The organism is Macrococcus equipercicus (assembly GCF_004359525.2).
GTDB classification, from domain to species: Bacteria; Bacillota; Bacilli; order Staphylococcales; family Staphylococcaceae; genus Macrococcus; species Macrococcus equipercicus.
On the sequence record NZ_SCWC02000009.1, the window covers coordinates 1 to 16,598 of the forward strand.

Annotated in this window: 18 protein-coding genes and 1 pseudogene; 14 read left to right on the forward strand and 5 right to left on the reverse strand. The window is 47.1% G+C overall.

Annotated elements, in window-relative coordinates; genetic code table 11:
- A pseudogene (locus tag ERX35_RS09750) lies at positions 1 to 379 on the reverse strand (transposase); the annotation flags it as partial.
- A 210-nt stretch (positions 380 to 589) separates the two neighbouring features.
- Here ERX35_RS09750 and ERX35_RS09755 point away from each other — a divergent pair.
- The 11 genes from ERX35_RS09755 to rplS all read left to right on the forward strand — a co-directional run bounded on the left by ERX35_RS09755 (position 590) and on the right by rplS (position 6,939).
- Complete coding sequence (locus ERX35_RS09755) at positions 590 to 772, forward strand: hypothetical protein (RefSeq protein ID WP_149459714.1); 183 nt, start codon at positions 590 to 592, stop codon at positions 770 to 772.
- Positions 773 to 933: 161 nt separating this feature from the next.
- The gene (locus tag ERX35_RS09760; protein ID WP_149459715.1) at positions 934 to 1,437 is read left to right on the forward strand and encodes a DUF805 domain-containing protein; all 504 of its coding nucleotides are present in this window, start codon (positions 934 to 936) and stop codon (positions 1,435 to 1,437) included.
- Positions 1,438 to 1,575: 138 nt separating this feature from the next.
- Positions 1,576 to 2,472, forward strand: coding sequence for a CPBP family intramembrane glutamic endopeptidase (locus ERX35_RS09765; RefSeq protein ID WP_149459716.1), 897 nt, complete (start codon positions 1,576 to 1,578; stop codon positions 2,470 to 2,472).
- Positions 2,473 to 2,550: 78 nt separating this feature from the next.
- On the forward strand, positions 2,551 to 3,600 hold the full coding sequence (locus ERX35_RS09770) for an LLM class flavin-dependent oxidoreductase (RefSeq protein ID WP_149459717.1): 1,050 nt from the start codon (positions 2,551 to 2,553) through the stop codon (positions 3,598 to 3,600).
- A gap of 82 nt (positions 3,601 to 3,682) precedes the next feature.
- Positions 3,683 to 4,054 carry a YbaN family protein gene (locus tag ERX35_RS09775; protein ID WP_149459718.1) on the forward strand — a complete coding sequence of 124 codons (372 nt, stop codon included), beginning with the start codon at positions 3,683 to 3,685 and terminating at the stop codon, positions 4,052 to 4,054.
- A 61-nt stretch (positions 4,055 to 4,115) separates the two neighbouring features.
- Positions 4,116 to 4,535 (forward strand): cupin domain-containing protein, encoded by a 420-nt coding sequence (locus ERX35_RS09780; protein WP_149459719.1) that lies wholly within the window; start codon positions 4,116 to 4,118, stop codon positions 4,533 to 4,535.
- Between the two features lie 166 nt (positions 4,536 to 4,701).
- Positions 4,702 to 4,977 carry a 30S ribosomal protein S16 gene (gene rpsP, locus ERX35_RS09785; protein ID WP_149459720.1) on the forward strand — a complete coding sequence of 92 codons (276 nt, stop codon included), beginning with the start codon at positions 4,702 to 4,704 and terminating at the stop codon, positions 4,975 to 4,977.
- 2 nt (positions 4,978 to 4,979) lie between these two features.
- Positions 4,980 to 5,204, forward strand: a complete 225-nt coding sequence (locus ERX35_RS09790; protein ID WP_149459721.1) for a KH domain-containing protein — start codon at positions 4,980 to 4,982, stop codon at positions 5,202 to 5,204.
- A 42-nt stretch (positions 5,205 to 5,246) separates the two neighbouring features.
- Entirely contained in the window at positions 5,247 to 5,747 is a 501-nt protein-coding gene (rimM, locus tag ERX35_RS09795) for a ribosome maturation factor RimM (protein ID WP_149459722.1), read from the forward strand.
- The gene (gene trmD, locus ERX35_RS09800) at positions 5,744 to 6,472 is read left to right on the forward strand and encodes a tRNA (guanosine(37)-N1)-methyltransferase TrmD (protein WP_149459723.1); all 729 of its coding nucleotides are present in this window, start codon (positions 5,744 to 5,746) and stop codon (positions 6,470 to 6,472) included. The genes rimM and trmD overlap by 4 nt, the downstream gene beginning before the upstream one ends.
- A 119-nt stretch (positions 6,473 to 6,591) precedes the next feature.
- Positions 6,592 to 6,939 carry a 50S ribosomal protein L19 gene (gene rplS, locus ERX35_RS09805; protein WP_149459724.1) on the forward strand — a complete coding sequence of 116 codons (348 nt, stop codon included), beginning with the start codon at positions 6,592 to 6,594 and terminating at the stop codon, positions 6,937 to 6,939.
- A 105-nt stretch (positions 6,940 to 7,044) separates the two neighbouring features.
- Here rplS and ERX35_RS09810 read toward each other — a convergent pair whose 3' ends face one another.
- Genes ERX35_RS09810 through ERX35_RS09825 form a run of 4 tightly spaced genes read right to left on the reverse strand, consistent with a single transcriptional unit; the run spans position 7,045 to position 13,595 of the window.
- Positions 7,045 to 9,696, reverse strand: coding sequence for a YfhO family protein (locus ERX35_RS09810; RefSeq protein WP_170234609.1), 2,652 nt, complete (start codon positions 9,694 to 9,696; stop codon positions 7,045 to 7,047).
- The gene (locus tag ERX35_RS09815) at positions 9,680 to 12,283 is read right to left on the reverse strand and encodes a YfhO family protein (protein ID WP_246143155.1); all 2,604 of its coding nucleotides are present in this window, start codon (positions 12,281 to 12,283) and stop codon (positions 9,680 to 9,682) included. Before ERX35_RS09815 ends, ERX35_RS09810 begins: the two co-directional genes overlap by 17 nt.
- Positions 12,280 to 12,660, reverse strand: a complete 381-nt coding sequence (locus tag ERX35_RS09820) for a GtrA family protein (protein WP_149459726.1) — start codon at positions 12,658 to 12,660, stop codon at positions 12,280 to 12,282. Before ERX35_RS09820 ends, ERX35_RS09815 begins: the two co-directional genes overlap by 4 nt.
- Entirely contained in the window at positions 12,657 to 13,595 is a 939-nt protein-coding gene (locus tag ERX35_RS09825; protein ID WP_149459727.1) for a glycosyltransferase family 2 protein, read from the reverse strand. Before ERX35_RS09825 ends, ERX35_RS09820 begins: the two co-directional genes overlap by 4 nt.
- 105 nt (positions 13,596 to 13,700) lie before the next feature.
- Between ERX35_RS09825 and ylqF the strand changes: the two genes are divergently transcribed.
- The 3 genes from ylqF to sucC all read left to right on the forward strand — a co-directional run bounded on the left by ylqF (position 13,701) and on the right by sucC (position 16,588).
- Positions 13,701 to 14,579 (forward strand): ribosome biogenesis GTPase YlqF, encoded by an 879-nt coding sequence (gene ylqF, locus ERX35_RS09830; RefSeq protein ID WP_149459728.1) that lies wholly within the window; start codon positions 13,701 to 13,703, stop codon positions 14,577 to 14,579.
- Complete coding sequence (locus ERX35_RS09835; RefSeq protein ID WP_149459729.1) at positions 14,566 to 15,321, forward strand: ribonuclease HII; 756 nt, start codon at positions 14,566 to 14,568, stop codon at positions 15,319 to 15,321. Before ylqF ends, ERX35_RS09835 begins: the two co-directional genes overlap by 14 nt.
- 97 nt (positions 15,322 to 15,418) lie before the next feature.
- Positions 15,419 to 16,588, forward strand: a complete 1,170-nt coding sequence (sucC, locus tag ERX35_RS09840) for an ADP-forming succinate--CoA ligase subunit beta (RefSeq protein WP_149459730.1) — start codon at positions 15,419 to 15,421, stop codon at positions 16,586 to 16,588.
- The last annotated feature ends 10 nt before the right edge of the window (positions 16,589 to 16,598 follow it).

Consider the following 16,598-nt stretch of genomic DNA (forward strand, 5'->3'; position numbering starts at 1 on the left):
CAGTTTATTCACTTCATAATAGTAGGTGCTTCTGGGAATCTGCAGGACTTTACACATTGCTGATACTGAATATTTCTCGGCATTCTCACGAATGACGGCTATCTTCGTCCCATGATCAGCGCTGCAAAACTAAAATGTCATTCTCCATCTTCAGCTGCTGATTCTCTTTACGTAATCTTTTCATTTCCTTCTCTTCATCACTCATATTGTCATTGTTCAGAAATGATCCTGTGGACTGATGTTGTTTGATCCATTTTCCTAATGCCGAAGGCGTCAGGTCATATTCACGTACAATTTCATTTCTAGGTTTACCGTTCTCATAAAGTTTGACCATCTGTAGTTTAAACTCAGGACTGAAACTTCTTCTTTCTCGTGACATAAATAAATCGCCTACTTTCTTAGATTAACAATATCTATTCACATAGAAATTGTCCAACTAAGTGTAGACGATTCAGTAGTTTTAGGTATAAGTGAGATATAAACACATGGGATGTTTTAAGACGGGTACTTTTACTATCTCTATCGTTTACTATACTAATATCAGCTTTTCGTTTATAATGAGTTATTAAATATGAAATGAGTGATAACGATGGCAAATCTATTCAATCAGTATACTGACTTGAAAAAGAATCAGACACCGTGGCCGACGAAAGATGCTGCGTCTAAAAGTAATAATGAAAGTAAGTTTGATATAGCTAGAAAGAATATGAAGAAAGCTGCTGCAAAAGCTGCTGGTACAGAAGATCAATCAAATGAAAGCATTAATCGTTAATTCATGGTCCTGCTAAAGTCACTGAGTATTATATTCAGTGACTTTTTATTATGAGATGATAAAGACTATATTATTTATTAAAAAGTAATTTATAACTTCATTTACAATAAAAGTATTTTAATCTATAATTAAACTATTATAGAGAGAAATGAGGAACTGTTTTGCAGAAAATACCGATGAATCCACTGGAAGCTTATATCAGTTACTGGAAGAATACTTTTAACATGTCGGGCCGTGCCAGGCGCAAGGAATACTGGTGGTCTGTGCTGTTCAACTCACTTATTACTGTGTTGATCAGCTGTCTGCTGGAGGCGCTGCATGTTAAGGGGACAGCGAACTACGCGGTTACGATGATACTTGCTGTTATTTTCCTGGTTCCGGATTTTTCAGTCACTGTCAGAAGATTTCATGACAACGGACTGAGCGGGAAATGGGCCGTTCCGATGTTCGCGCTGACATTGATTGTTATGTTGTTTCCTAATTTTGGCGAAAGTGAATTGAATAAAGGCGTTACTAACGACTATATTAATAACACGATTGTAGTCAGCAGCATTCTGCTGTTTATTACATTACTCGGCTACTTTATCTTCATGATCTTTACGATGATGAAAGAAGGAGAGCAAGGTACAAATCAGTACGGAGATGATCCGAAGCACAGCCGGTAAAATTGAATGAAATAGATTGATCTGTGGACGCATCTTAATGGTGACGTCCACTTTTTTCTTAAAGTTATCTTAAATATCCTGTGCTTTTGCCGCTGTGATTGGTATGGGTGATAATATTGTTGTGAAGGAGTGGTTATAATGAAGTTGAATCATAGTATGCAGTTATCTACGAATCACGAGAAGGATCCGCGCTGGTGGACGACGATACTCTGGACCATTGCGGCGTTTCTGATCGGTCCGCTTATTGCGACGCTTATCGCGATTCCGGTTATTTTAATGGTTGATCAGTCCATCACTCTGGATGAGCTGATGAACAGTAATAAGGCGAACACGTATTTGTCGCTGCTCGGCTTCCCGGCAACGTTACTGCTCATCTTTATCATCAACAAGTTCTTCTACCGTCATCCGGTTGGTGCGCTCGGATTTTTCGGCAGACAGCTGCCGGGCAAGTATGTCATTGGTGCACTGCTTGGCGCTGGTGCTATTCTGCTTGAATATGACATCAATCTGCTGGCGGGTGCTTTGTCGACGACGGTGCCTGCACAGATTGAATGGCTGACAGTGATCGGGCTTACGCTCGGCTTCATGGTGCAGGGGCTGACAGAAGAGGTCATCTGCCGGGGGTTTATTATGAATAAGATCAGCCGGCAGCTCGGTGTCATGGCAGGGATACTGATCAACTCCCTGTTGTTTGCGGCGCTGCACTTGATGAATTCGAATATGAGCATACTGACGTTTATCAACCTGCTGCTTGCCGGCATCGTCTTCTCGCTGCTCTTCTACTGGACGGATAATATCTGGCTGACGGGTGCTGCCCACAGTTTCTGGAATATTATGCTCGGTGTCGTGCTCGGTATTGAAGTCAGCGGCGAAGGGCTGCCGGCGTCGGTCGTCACAACGGTGCTGCATAAAGATATGACACTGCTGAACGGCGGTTTCTTCGGTCTTGAAGGCGGCATAGTGGATACTGCGCTGAGCATTGTACTGATTATCGTGTTATGGCGGCTGGCAAAGAGGAAATATCAGCCGGCCTGAACAAAACAATTGATATCCGCCTCTTTTCGGTTATAATTTTAGTTGATATAAAAATTATACTAGAAAGAGTGGTCATTCATGAAGATAGAACTTGGGATTACATCATTCGGTGACAACAATAGAATTCATACACCTGAAGGAATACAGGACAAAATTCCTGCGGATGAGCGAATCCGCAATATCGTGGAGGAAATCAAGCTGGCCGATTCGCTCGGCCTTGATATATATGGACTCGGCGAGCATCATCGTGCGGATTATGCGGTGTCTGATCCGGTGACCATACTTGCTGCAGCGGCCGCGCAGACGAGCCGCATCAGATTATCTTCGGCTGTGACAGTATTGTCCTCTGATGACCCTGTGCGTGTGTACCAGCGATTTGCGACACTTGATGCGTTATCAAACGGCCGCGCTGAAATTATGGCAGGCCGCGGGTCATTCATCGAGTCGTTTCCGCTGTTCGGCTATGACTTAAGGGACTACGAAATGTTATATGAAGAGAAGCTGGACTTATTGATGGCGGTCAACAACAATGAGCGGGTCACCTGGTCCGGTTCAACGCGCCAGCCGATCGAAAATAAAGGTGTCTACCCGCGTGCGGTGCAGGACGAGCTTCCGATATATCTCGCGACGGGCGGCACGCCTGAATCATCTTATAGAGCAGGCGCGCTCGGTCTGCCGATCACTTATGCCATTATCGGCGGCAATCCGCTGCGTTTCCGGCAGAACATTGCTGTCTATCACGCAGCCGCTGACAGTCATGGGGTTGATAAGAGCAGGCTGAAGATAGCGACGCACTCATGGGGCTACATCGCAGAGACAGATGAACAGGCATTCCAAGAATACTATCCGCCGACTGCTGCAAGTCACAATGTCCTGGCGAAAGAACGCGGCTGGCCGCCGTATTCTGAACAGGCGTATATGCATGAAATTGAGCACGGTGCTCTGTATGTCGGCAGTCCTGAACGCGTCGCGCAGAAGATCATTGACACTGCGGAAGGGCTTGGACTTGACCGCTTCATGATTCATCTGCCGATGGGCTCTATGACGCATGACAGGACAATGAACGCAATCAGGCTGTACGGTGAACGCGTGAAGCCGATTGTCGATGCATATTTTGCGCAGAAATAAGAACCATATGCACCTGGCATGCCGGGTGTATTTTTTATAGTCTCCTTCATGTTAAAATGAAGGAGAAGGAAGGAGGCAGAAGATGAGGGTTATTCTGCTGATTATCGGAAGTATCAGTGCCATTCTTGGATTCATCGGCGTCATCATGCCGCTTCTGCCGACGACCCCTTTTCTCCTGCTTGCTGGTTTGTGCTTTGCGAGGAGCTCTGAGCGATTTCACAGCTGGCTGATACGGACGAAGCCGTACCAGGCTTACGTCGAGGATTTCAGGAAGTACCGCGGCTATACGATGACACGGAAAATAGAGCTGTTAATCAGCGTCTATATTGTCGTCGGCTTCTCAATCTATATGATTGATCATTTTTACATCCGCCTTGGTCTGTGCCTGATGCTGTGCCTTCAGACAATTGTGCTCATCTTTTTCGTTAAAACGCTGCCTGAAGGTGACGGGTAAGATTGAACATGCGGAAAATGGGTATAACAGAGCATAACCAAAATTTTCAGGAGGTTTGACAATGGCTTATAATTACGAAGACCAGGGAAAGAAACCGTTTGCCGAAAATATTGAAGGTATGACGCTTGACAACGAAAATTTCCGTACGACGATATGGACCGGAGAGAAACTGCAGGTCACATTGATGACGATTCAGCCGGGCGATGATATCGGGCTGGAAGTGCATGAGGGCATCGATCAGTTTCTGCGTATTGAGCAGGGTGAAGGGTTATGCCAGATGGGACCGTCTGAAGATAACTTGAACTTCGAAAAAGAAGTGAAAGCGGATGACGCAATCATCGTGCCGGCTGACACTTGGCATAACGTCACTAACAAAGGCACTGAGCCGCTGAAGATCTATTCCATCTATGCCGGACCGGACCACGAACCAGGTACGGTTCATAAAACGCATGAAGATGCAGAGAACGACCCGAATGAATAACAATGGGCTCTCCGGTAACGGAGGGCTTTTACTATGACACGGAATCACTTGGATTCAGTAATATTGTAAATAATTTCAGCCTGTAAAGAAAAAACACTTTACAGCGATTCGATATCCTGTTATAGTATGTACTTGAGATTAAGAAATGAAATGGAGAGATTTTATAATGGCAGTTAAAATTCGTTTAACACGTATGGGTTCAAAAAGAAACCCGTTCTACCGTATCGTAGTTGCAGACGCTCGTGCGCCTCGTGACGGACGTATCATCGAAGCAATCGGAACTTACAATCCAGTTGCGAAACCAGCAGCAGAAATCAAAGTTAATGAAGAATTAGCTTTAAAATGGTTAGCTGACGGTGCGAAACCGACGGATACAGTACGTAACATTTTATCTACGCAAGGAATTATGGAGAAATTCCATAACTCTAAAATCGCGAAGTAATAATGGAAAAATTATTACAAACTATCATTGAACCGCTCGTCGATTTTCCCGAAGAGATTGAAATTTCCAAGGAAGAACATGCGAATAGTGTGACGTATTATTTGAGTGTACACCCTGATGATACGGGCAAGGTGATCGGCAGGCAGGGGCGCATCGCAAAAGCGGTCCGCACGCTTGCCGCCAGCCGCAGCGAGAACGGCAAAAGAGTGTTTGTAGAAATTGATTAAGGGTGCCCGTGTGGTGCTCTTTTTTCATTAGGAGGGAATGCCATGAAAGTAAATGTCGGTAAGATTGTCAATATGCACGGGATTAAAGGGGAAGTGAGAGTGCTGTCTGAATCGGATTTCACAAAGGAACGCTTCCAGCCGGGTCACGAGCTCATTATCCAGTCGGGTAAGGAAGAAACGGTCGTCAAGATCAAGTCGTATCGCACGCACAAAAACTTTCATCTGTTGACATTTGACGGGCTTTTGAATATTAATGCGGTTGAGCAGTATAAAGGGGCAGATGTCTTTCAGGAGCTTGAGGAAGTGGAGATTGCGCTTGCTGAACATGAGTACTACTATCACGACATCATCGGCTGCACAGTGTTCAATGAAGGCGAACCGATCGGCCGGGTCACTGATATCTTTGAGACAGGAGCAAATGACGTCTGGGTCGTTAAAGGCGATAAGGAGCATCTCATCCCTTATATCGCGGACGTCGTCAAAAAAGTCGATGTCGACAACAAGACAATTGAAATAGAAGCGATGGACGGGCTGCTGTCGTGAGAATCGATTTTCTGACATTGTTTCCTGAGATGTTTGAGACGTTGAACCATTCGATTATGAAGCGGTCACAGGATAAAGGCATTGTCACATTGAACACGGTGAACTTCCGCGACTATGCGCTTAACAAGCATGCCCAGGTCGATGATTATCCGTACGGCGGCGGTCAGGGGATGGTGCTGAAGCCTGAACCCGTGTTCAATGCGATGAAAGCACTTGAGACGACTGAACAGACACGTATCGTCCTCATGTGTCCGCAAGGTGAGCCGTTCAACCAGCAGAAGGCAGAGGAGCTTGCACACGCTGAGCACCTCGTCTTCATCTGCGGGCATTACGAAGGCTATGATGAACGAATTCGTACTGAGCTGGTCACTGATGAACTATCGCTCGGCGACTTCGTGCTGACCGGCGGGGAGCTTGCGGCGATGACGATGACAGATGCGATTGTCCGGCTCATCCCGGATGTCCTCGGCAATCAGGTCTCTCATGAAGATGACTCGTTCTCGTCAGGACTGCTTGAACATCCGCAGTATACGAGACCTTCTGACTACGAAGGCATGACTGTGCCGGATGTCCTCATGAGCGGCAATCATCAGCGGATTGCTGAGTGGCGTCATGAGCAGTCACTGAAGCGCACGTATGAACGTCGTCCGGACCTGCTTGAGAGTTATCCGCTCACTAAAGACGACTTGAAGTATTTAAAATCACTCGGTTATGAGGAAAATTAAGATTAGTGATTGAAATTCTATCATCATTATGGTATGATACTAAAAGTGTGAAAACACAACAATCACTATGGTCCGCTGAATTCAATGATTTAAGAACATAGGCAGAAGGAGAAGAAAATATGAATAATCAATTAATCGATGCAATTACAAAAGACCAATTGCGTACAGATCTACCATCATTCCGTCCTGGTGACACAGTACGTGTACACGTACGTATCGTAGAGGGAACTCGCGAACGTGTTCAGTTATACGAAGGTGTTGTTATCAAACGTCGTGGCGGCGGTATCTCTGAAACTTTCACGGTTCGTAAGATCTCTTACGGTGTGGGTGTAGAACGTACTTTCCCAGTACACACTCCAAAAATCGAGAAGTTAGAAGTATTACGTCGTGGTAAAGTACGTCGTGCGAAACTTTACTACTTACGCAGCCTTCGCGGTAAAGCGGCTCGTATTAAAGAAATTCGCTAATAAAAACGCATATCTTATGATATGACAGCCCTTGATCAGTCAAGGGCTTTTTTTTGCGGATTTTTATCGCCATAAAAAAAGCCCTGCACAGTTCTGCAGGACTTACTAGAGGTCATCAAGCGGCTGTTCCGGTGCCACGTAGTCAATGTCTTCTTCATTGGAGACAGCGCGGTATTCCTTTGGAAAAAGTTCACGGCGGTATAATTTCCGGGAGAAGACGACGGCAGACAGAATGCCTATAATGCTGATCAGCTGCATGAGATGGAACCAAGGCGGCGTGTAGCTGATAACGATCTGTCTGGCATCAGCACCTATTTTGACAGCGGTCATCAAATAATTGCCTTCCATGATTTCAGCCGCTCTGCCGTCGACACGGGCAGTCATACCTTTTAAGTAAGGGGTCGGTATGACTGCATAGCCGGGGTCATGCGTGCCGAGCGTGACGACAAGCTTACTGCCCGCTTGTTTCAGCTGGTGCGTCGGAGCGTGTGCCGCGGCTTGCAGCGTCCTGTAGTCCTCGCCGTATATGCCGTTGATCTTGACCGTGTAGCGGCCGGTCATCAGCTTCAGGTCAATCGTCGGACTTGATTTGATCCGCATGGTGATCCTCGGGTTGAACCGTCTATAATCATCATCGAGCGGCTTTCTTGACTGATAGATCTCATTGAACCAGACGTAATGATACTTGCTCGGACTTTTCAGTTCGATGCTGACGTCGATATATAAATCTTTGTAGCGGTTTGCCAGCTCTTTATCCAGCGTGAATGTCATCCCGCCCTGATCCTGATCGACGGCTAAATGAGTCCCGTTCAAAGCGGCATGATGAAACGTCACGCGGGCATGCGGGAGCAGGTTCCTTGCCGGTGCCACTGCAGCATTTGCCGGCGTATCTTCCAGCACGACACCACGCAGCATCGCATGCTCCCGGTCAATCGGTGTCTTCAAGGCAGACGGGGAAAACACGCGATCGGTCACTCTGACGACCGGCAGCTGATACTGGTTGGCATACATCGTATAATGCTGCACGGCGTCACTCCGCTTGTCCACTGCCCTGAAACCATAAGGCAGTGTCGCTGTGTTGTTCGTCCGCAGGCTGTGATTGACGTTAAAGAGCGCATACAGATTGGCACGTTCACCGAGCCGGTAATAAATGCTGTTGCTGTCTGTGTCCATCGTAATATTAAGCGCTTTGTCGTAAAACTGATAAATATCCTTATCAAAGATGCTGGAATACAGCTTGATGCCGTTGAAATGCTGATACATCGGCGTGTTATGCGTCGCAGAAGTCTGCCAGTCGATCCGTTCTGACGGATGTCTCGTTGTCACGGTCTGTATCATGGACTGCTGGACTGCACTGTTGTAATTGCCCGAATGGATGAACTTCATATTTCTGATGTCTGCCGGATGAAGAGTATCCATCTGCGCTGTAATGTAGTCGTGGACAAAGTAGAAGTTCCCGTAGATGATGACACCTGTCAGCAGCACGTACAGCCGCTGCTCAGACCGGGGGACCATGAAGATGAGCGTGATAATCACCGGTACAAATACAAGCCACGGCAGCCACTGATGAGTGCTGTAGATGGACAGCGGATAGATGATGACGACAGGAAGCAATGACACCGCTATATCTTTTGCTGACAGCGTACGGATGTGCTGTAAATAGACCGCACAGACGACAGCCGACGAGAAGACAAGAAAGTATACCCAGCGGCGCTGATCGATGGAAAAGCCGTTGAAGAAACTGTCAAAGAGCGGTGACAAAGAGCCCGCAAGAAAGAGCAGCGTGATGACGGCAAACAATCTGAACGTGTAGTTACGGTACAGCTTGAAGGTGATGAGTGCCATCACTGTAATAAACGGGATGACAACGTAGTAGCCGTGATAAAACACATTATAAAGTATATTGAAGTCGATGAACGGCTTCAGCTTAAGCGGCGGCAGTGTCCGGTCGTTCAGCAGATAGCTGGTTACACCGGTATAAAAGCCGACCGCAGCAGTCATCACGGCCAGCAGTACGGCGATGGTCAGCACACAGACTTTAGTGAGCCGCGGCACAATGTCGCTGCGCTTCGGATAAATCGTGCGGTACAGAAAATAAAATAAGACGAAGATAAATTCATAGTAGCTGAAATAAAAGTTGGAATGCAGCGTCACTGCAATCCCTAAAATGAACAGTCCGATTTTCTTCTCATGGAAAAAGCGCTCCATACCGAGAATCGTCAGCGGCAAGTACAGCATGACGTCGCTGAAGAAGCTCCATGTGAAGGTGAAGAAGAAATAAACGGTCGAATAGCTGTAAAGCATCGCACCGGTCATGGCGGCATACTTATTGATGCCGAAATAACGCAGCATCCGGAACATCACGTAAATGATGACCGCCAGCTTGAAGATGGAGACGGTCAGCTGATTGACCGCCCAGAAATCAACATGCTGGGTCGGCAGCGGCAGTATAAGGTCCAGCACATAGACAACGGTGAAATAAAGATAGGCGATCGGAGAAGTCGAATAATAATAGGCAAGACTTCTGAAAAAATCACCGCCGATACCAAAGCCCATATCATAGAAGAAATTGAAATGGGAGAACTGCTCATATAAATACATCTGAAACGGAATCATCTGCGCAAGACCGTCGCCTTTACCGGTAAACAATGTACCGGCAGCAAAGAAGCGGTAAATGACGACGCTATGCGCTGCCAGTGACAGCAGCAGACAAAGCGTCAGCAGCTTTGCGGGCAGTCTGTTAAGTGGTTTCATCATGGCGCTCATTCCTTCTTCGTCCGTAAATATAAAGCACGCTGAGTCCAGCAGATAATATAGACACTGTCACCATTAAATAGAAATAGGGCGGTATATATTTAAACGTGACGATATGGCTGCCGCTCGTCACTTTGACCGCGCTCATCAAATAGTTGGCACGTTTGACCGGCACGGCACGGCCGTCAACTTCTGCCGTCAAACCGTCGCGGTAGACAATCGGTGTGATCAAATAGCCGGACTGCGGATCGTGCAGCGTGACTGACATTTTGTTGCCGTCCTCCTTGAATATGTGATCCGTATGACCAGCGGCCTGTGTCAGCGTCTTATAGTCCTCACCGTAGATGCCATTGATCTTGAAACGGTAAGTGCCGTGAGTCAGGCCGACCAATATTTTGCCGTCCTTAGGTTTCACCCGGTAGAGAAGGTGATCCTGATGCGTCCGGTACTTACTCGTCTTGAACAGCCGGTTGTTGGCGTAGCCGTTGACATTGATCTGGATATTACTTTCAGCAGATGTCAATGTGACTGTCATATCAATGTAGAACTCCTTATTATTGAGTGCATGCTGAGGCAGAGTGACGATGACGCCGCCGCTCGGTGGCTCAACTTTTAGGATGTCGTCTTTCAGCCACTGGCCACCGCTCGGCGTGACGTGCGACTCAGCGAGCAGATTGTCAGAACGCGGGAGCTGAAAGTTAGTCTTCGCATGCTGCAGCACGACGCCTTCAATCATCGCATGCTCCCGGTCGATCGGTTCAGTGAGCGTGTCCTGCTGTGTAATATTGCTGGTGATTCTGACGACCGGCAGCATCTTTGTATTTTCATAGATGCGGTATCTGCCAACTGTGCGGATCAGCTTGAAGTTCTCAGGAACATCATGCTGGTAGTCTTTTCTGACGACATAACGCACATTGAAGAGCGATTCAAGATTACTTCTTTCCTGCAGGCCGGAGTAGCGGCTGATGGACTCCTCTTTAATATTGATTTTCAGCTTGTTGTAAAAGTAATCGATAATGCTGCCGTCAAATATACTGGAATACAGGCTGACACCGCTGAAACTCTGATACATCGGCGTATTGTCCTGCTCGAGGACGCGCCAGTCAATCCGTTCGCCGGGCTTCAATGTTGATTTCAGTTCATCGATGATCTGCTGCTGCAGACCTGAGTTATAGACACTTGAGTCGATGTATGACATCTTTGCCCGGGCGTTAATACCCGGATTATAGTTGTCATAGAGATTATGGTCTTTCACGACGACAAGGTCGAGCGCCGCTATACTGAGGACCAGCGCGATATAGGCGGTTTGTTTAAGCGACTGCTGTTTCATCATGAGTACGAGCAGGCCGAGGACAGCCGTCAGCGGCAAAAACCAGATCCAGTCTACTTTCTTAGCGATATAAACGTAGCTGAGGCCCACGATGACTGCGCCCGGAATAATGGAATACAGATAGTTCTGGATGGAAATCGTCTTGAAGCGCGAGATGTACATCGCAATCAGGCCGCTTGAGAAGAACGTCAGCAAGTAATGCCAGCGTTTCTGCGGTGCTGAAAAGCCGTTGAACACCGAGTCGATGAACGGCATAAAGCTTAAATAGATCAAAGCGAGCGTCATCAGTGCAAACAAGCGGTAGTAATAACTTTTGTAGAACTTAAAGGTCAATAGTGCCTGCAGTGTGATGTAGAGGACAATGACCAGGTAGTTGTCATAGAAAATATTCGCGTGCTGATCGAACGGGCTGAACAGCGGGATCGGGTCTTTGAAGGGCGCCCGGTCGTTCTGCATAAATCCTTTGACGCCGTAGAAGAAGCTGAAGAGCGCTATGCCGATACCGAGTGCCGACATGATGATAAAGCCGGTCCACTGCTTTAAGCGTGACAGCTTGTCATCAGGATGTCTGAAAATGTTGCGGATCAAAAAGTAGATAAGGCCGAACAGCACCTGATAATAGGCAAAATAAAAATTATTGATGAAAATCAGCGCCGCAGCAGTGATGAACATCCCTTTTCTGCCGCCCTGAATATACCGCTCGATGCCGAGCAGCAGCAGCGGCAGAAAAATAAAGACATCTGAAAAGAAAGACCAGTATAAAGTGAAGCGGAAATAAATGGCGGACGTCAGGAATAAAAAAGCGCCCAGTACAGCCGGCAGCTCCTTCACTTTCAACCAGCGCAAATATAAATAAGTGAAATACATCGCAGCAGCGGACTTGACGATGGAAATATAGAAGGCGTTCACTGCCCAGAACTGAATCGTGTTCGTCTTCAACGATAGAAACACATCGAGCAGTCTGACGCCGATGACGTTGACGAAAAAGACGACGGACGTGGAATAGTAATAGGCAAGGTCTGTATAGAAGTCGCCGCCGAGCCCGAAGTCCATGTCATAGAAGAACTTGCCGGACGTTATTTTATGATATAAATAAAGCTGCATCGGCAGCATCTGCTCCAGACCATCGTTCGGACCTGTGAAAATCGTGCCGTCCTTCAGGAAACGATAGATGTAGAAACTGTGACCGATGACAGCTAGAACGAGAAAAATCATCAAATAGATTAAGGTTGACAGCACAGAACGTTTAATGACTTTCATGATGACTCCTTAACAAGAATTTTTTTGGATAAGACGTAAGTCACAGGAACAGTGATGATGAGCGCCGGAAAGGGTGCAAGTGCCGGGCTGATATGAAGCAGTGCGACAAATACATAGAGCAGCGCACTTTGAAGCCCCATATTGACCACCTGCGTCAACGGAAACTGCAGAAACGTTTTTACTGTCGGCTGCACCTGATACACATAGTAACAGTTCAGGAAATAGGAGACGACGAATGCCGCGAGAAAACCTGTGATATGACTCGCGAGATAAGGCAGACCGAGCGTCAGCAGTATGAGATAGACGATGTAATAATTCGCTGTATTGACCAGACCGACCAGCACGAACTTGACGAACGGATGGCTGAAGCAGCTCATGATTCTGCATCCTTCTCTTCAATATTGGCGTGCTGTATTAAATAATGCGGCCGTCTTTTCGTCTCGTAGTAGATCTTCCCGATATACTCACCGATGATGCCGAGGCTGAACAGCTGCACCCCGCCGAGAAACAGAATGGCGGAGATGATGGTGAAGTAGCCGGGTTCATCGATGCCGCTCTGGATGATCTGAATCAATGTCACTAATATGTAGGCAAGACAGACACTCAGCGTGAAGGCACCGAAATAAAAGCAGACACGGAGCGGCTTATTGTTGTAGCTCAAAATGCCGTCAATGGCATAGTCAATCAGCTTAAAGAACGAAAACGCGGAGCTGCCGTTTTCCCGTGCGACATTGTCGAACTCAATCGTCTTCTTGTTGAAACCGACCCAGTCATATATGCCCTTCGAAAAGCGGTTGTATTCGTCGAGTGACAGTATCGCGTCAATGACCGGCCGTGACAGCAGTCTGAAATCACCTTCACCGTCCGTCAGCTTGACATCAACAGCGTTGTTGATAAGCGCATAGAAGAAAGTGGTCGGCAGTCTTCTGAACAGCGGCTCACCACGGCGGTTACGGCGGGCGACCACTTGATTGAACCCTGCGTGATACGCGTTCACAAGCTGTGGAATCAACTCAGGCGGGTGCTGCAGGTCAGCATCCAAGATGACGGCCGCATCGCCTGCCGCTGCTTCCAGCCCGGCAAGCATCGCCGCTTCTTTGCCGAAATTTCTGCTGAAAGAAATATATTTGACCCGCGTGTCCTTGAAGCTTAAGTTTTCTATGAGCGGTAATGAATGATCACGGGAACCATCATTGACCATGATTAATTCATAGTCGTACTGATTCAGTTCCATAGTTTTTGTGATAGTATGGTAAAGGCGTGCTATATTTTTTTCTTCATTATATATCGGAACGATAAGTGACAGCTTCATAACGGCTCCTTTAACTGTGGAATGTTTTGATGAAATTAACACCTTATTATAGTACATTTTAAGTATATATGATTATTACAATAATAACAGAAAAGAGGTCAATCAATGACAATACAATGGTTCCCGGGCCATATGGCCAAAGCAAGACGAGAAGTAACTGAACAATTAAAGATGGTCGACTGTGTGTTCGAACTCCTCGATGCACGTATACCGTATTCTTCAAGAAATCCGATGATCGATGAAGTGATTAAAGATAAGCCGAGAGTCGTGCTGCTGAATAAAATGGATATGGCTGACCCGCGCGAGACGCAGAAATGGATGAATCACTTTGAGAAACAAGGTATTTATCCGGTCATGCTTGATGCCAAGAACGGTAAGAACTTAGATAAAGTCGTTAAAGCGGCAGAACATGTCACACAAGAAAAATTTGACCGGCTGGCAGCGAAAGGCCTGCGTCCGCGTGCTATCAGAGCAATGATTGTCGGTATTCCGAACGTCGGTAAATCGACACTGATCAACCGGCTGGCAAAGAAATCGATCGCAAAGACCGGCAATACGCCTGGTGTCACTAAGAAGCAGCAGTGGATCAAAGTCGGCAAAGTGCTGGAGCTGCTTGATACGCCTGGGATACTCTGGCCGAAGTTCGAAGACCAGCTTGTCGGCAAAAAACTGAGCCTGACCGGTGCCATTAAAGACAGCATCGTCCATCTCGATGAAGTGGCCATCTACGGTCTGGAGTTTGTGCAGCAGCACGATCTCGCGACATTGAACAAACATTACAATATCGACGTCACAGACGATGCGCCGTACATCGAACTGTTTGACGCGATCGGCCGCAGCCGCGGCATGAAAAATAAAGGCGGCGAGACTGATTATGAATCCGTCGTAGAGCTCATCATCCGCGAAATCAGAAATGCCAAGTTCGGCCGCTATACATTTGACCGGGTGGCAGAGCTGGAGCAGCTGACCGATGACGCTGAATGAACTGAAGAAGGTAGTCGCTGAACTCACCGACAGAGCAGCGCTGAACAAGATTTACAAGGAGGACGAACGGACCGGAGCCCGCAGGCTTGTGACGAGCAGGCTCCGTCAGCTCGACCTGGAACGCGAGCAGCGCATGAACTACGACAGGGCAAGCACATTTGAAGCGCAGTATGCCGGTGACATCATCTGCGGCATCGACGAAGTCGGCCGTGGACCGCTTGCAGGACCAGTCGTCGCATGTGCAGTCATTCTGGAGGAGGGTCACTATTATCCCGGCCTGACCGATTCCAAGCAGCTGTCCGCAAAGAAACGACAGTCGCTGGAAGCGCAGCTCCTTGCAGCTGTCAGTGATTATGCGCTAGGGACGGCGACAGTCGAAGAGATTGATGCGATCAATATATACGAGGCAAGTAAGCTCGCGATGCGCCGGGCAGTCGAAAGTCTGACCGTGAAGCCGTCTGTCCTGCTTATCGACGCCATGACGCTCGGTACCGGCTTAGTTGAAGAAGCCCTCATTAAAGGAGATTCAAGAAGCGTCTCCATCGGGGCTGCAAGCATTATCGCCAAGGAATACCGCGACCGGCTGATGATGGCTTATGACGTCCAGTATCCGGGCTATGATTTTAAGAATAATGCCGGCTACGGCACGAAGAAGCATCTGGAAGGAATCGAACGCTTAGGAATCACGCCGATTCACCGCCGGACATTTGAACCGATCAAGAGTATCATACTACACCAATAAATATGACATAATAGCCGATTACGGTTTACAATAACGCTTTCATTTTCTATAATTGCTACGTAAGCAAAATTTAACCCGTATTTTAGGAGGATGGAAAATGAATATCCATGAGTATCAAGGAAAAGAAATTTTTCGCTCAATGGGTGTAGCTGTGCCTGAAGGTTCAGTAGCTTATACACCTGAGGAAGCTGTAAAAGTAGCAAAGGAATTAAAACCTGGCGTCTATGTCGTTAAAGCGCAGATCCATGCCGGGGGCCGCGGTAAGGCCGGCGGAGTTAAAATTGCTAAAAATCTTGATGAAGTAAAAGCTTACGCTAAAGAACTTCTTGGTAAAGTGCTGGTCACTCACCAGACGGGTCCTGAAGGTAAAGAAGTGAAACGTCTACTCGTTGAAGAAGGCTGCGATATTCAAAAAGAGTACTACTTAGGGTTCGTCCTTGACCGTGCGACTGATTCAGTGGTCTTGATGGGGTCAGAAGAAGGCGGAACTGAGATTGAGGAAGTCGCAGAAACAAACCCAGAAAAAATCTTCAAGGAAGTCATCGATCCTGTGACCGGCTTAATGCCTTACCAGGCAAGAAGACTTGCTTTCAATATCAATATTCCGAAAGAATCTGTAAACAAAGCAGTGAAAATCATGCTTGGCCTATATGATGTCTTCATCAAAAAAGATGCATCAATCATCGAAATCAATCCTCTTGTAACAACAGGTTCAGGTGACGTTCTGGCACTGGACGCAAAAATCAACTTCGATGCGAACGCATTATACCGTCACAAAGATATCGTTGAATTACGTGACCTAGAAGAAGAAGATCCAAAAGAAATCGAAGCGTCTAAATATGACCTTGCGTATATCGCACTTGACGGCAACATCGGCTGTATGGTCAATGGTGCAGGTCTTGCGATGGCGACGATGGATACGATCAATCACTTCGGCGGAAATCCCGCGAACTTCCTGGACGTAGGAGGCGGCGCAACAAAAGAGAAAGTAACAGAAGCTTTCAAAATCATCTTAGGTGATGACAAAGTAGAAGGTATTTTCGTCAATATTTTCGGCGGCATCATGAAATGTGATGTCATCGCTGAAGGTGTCGTTGCAGCGGCGAAAGAATTAGAGTTAACGATTCCACTTGTGGTTCGTCTTGAAGGGACAAACGTTGATCAGGGTAAAGAGATTCTAAGCAATTCCGGCTTAGCGATTACACCTGCAGGTACAATGGCAGAAGGCGCACAGAAAATCGTTGAATTAGTTAAACAAGCTAAATAGGAAGCGGGGA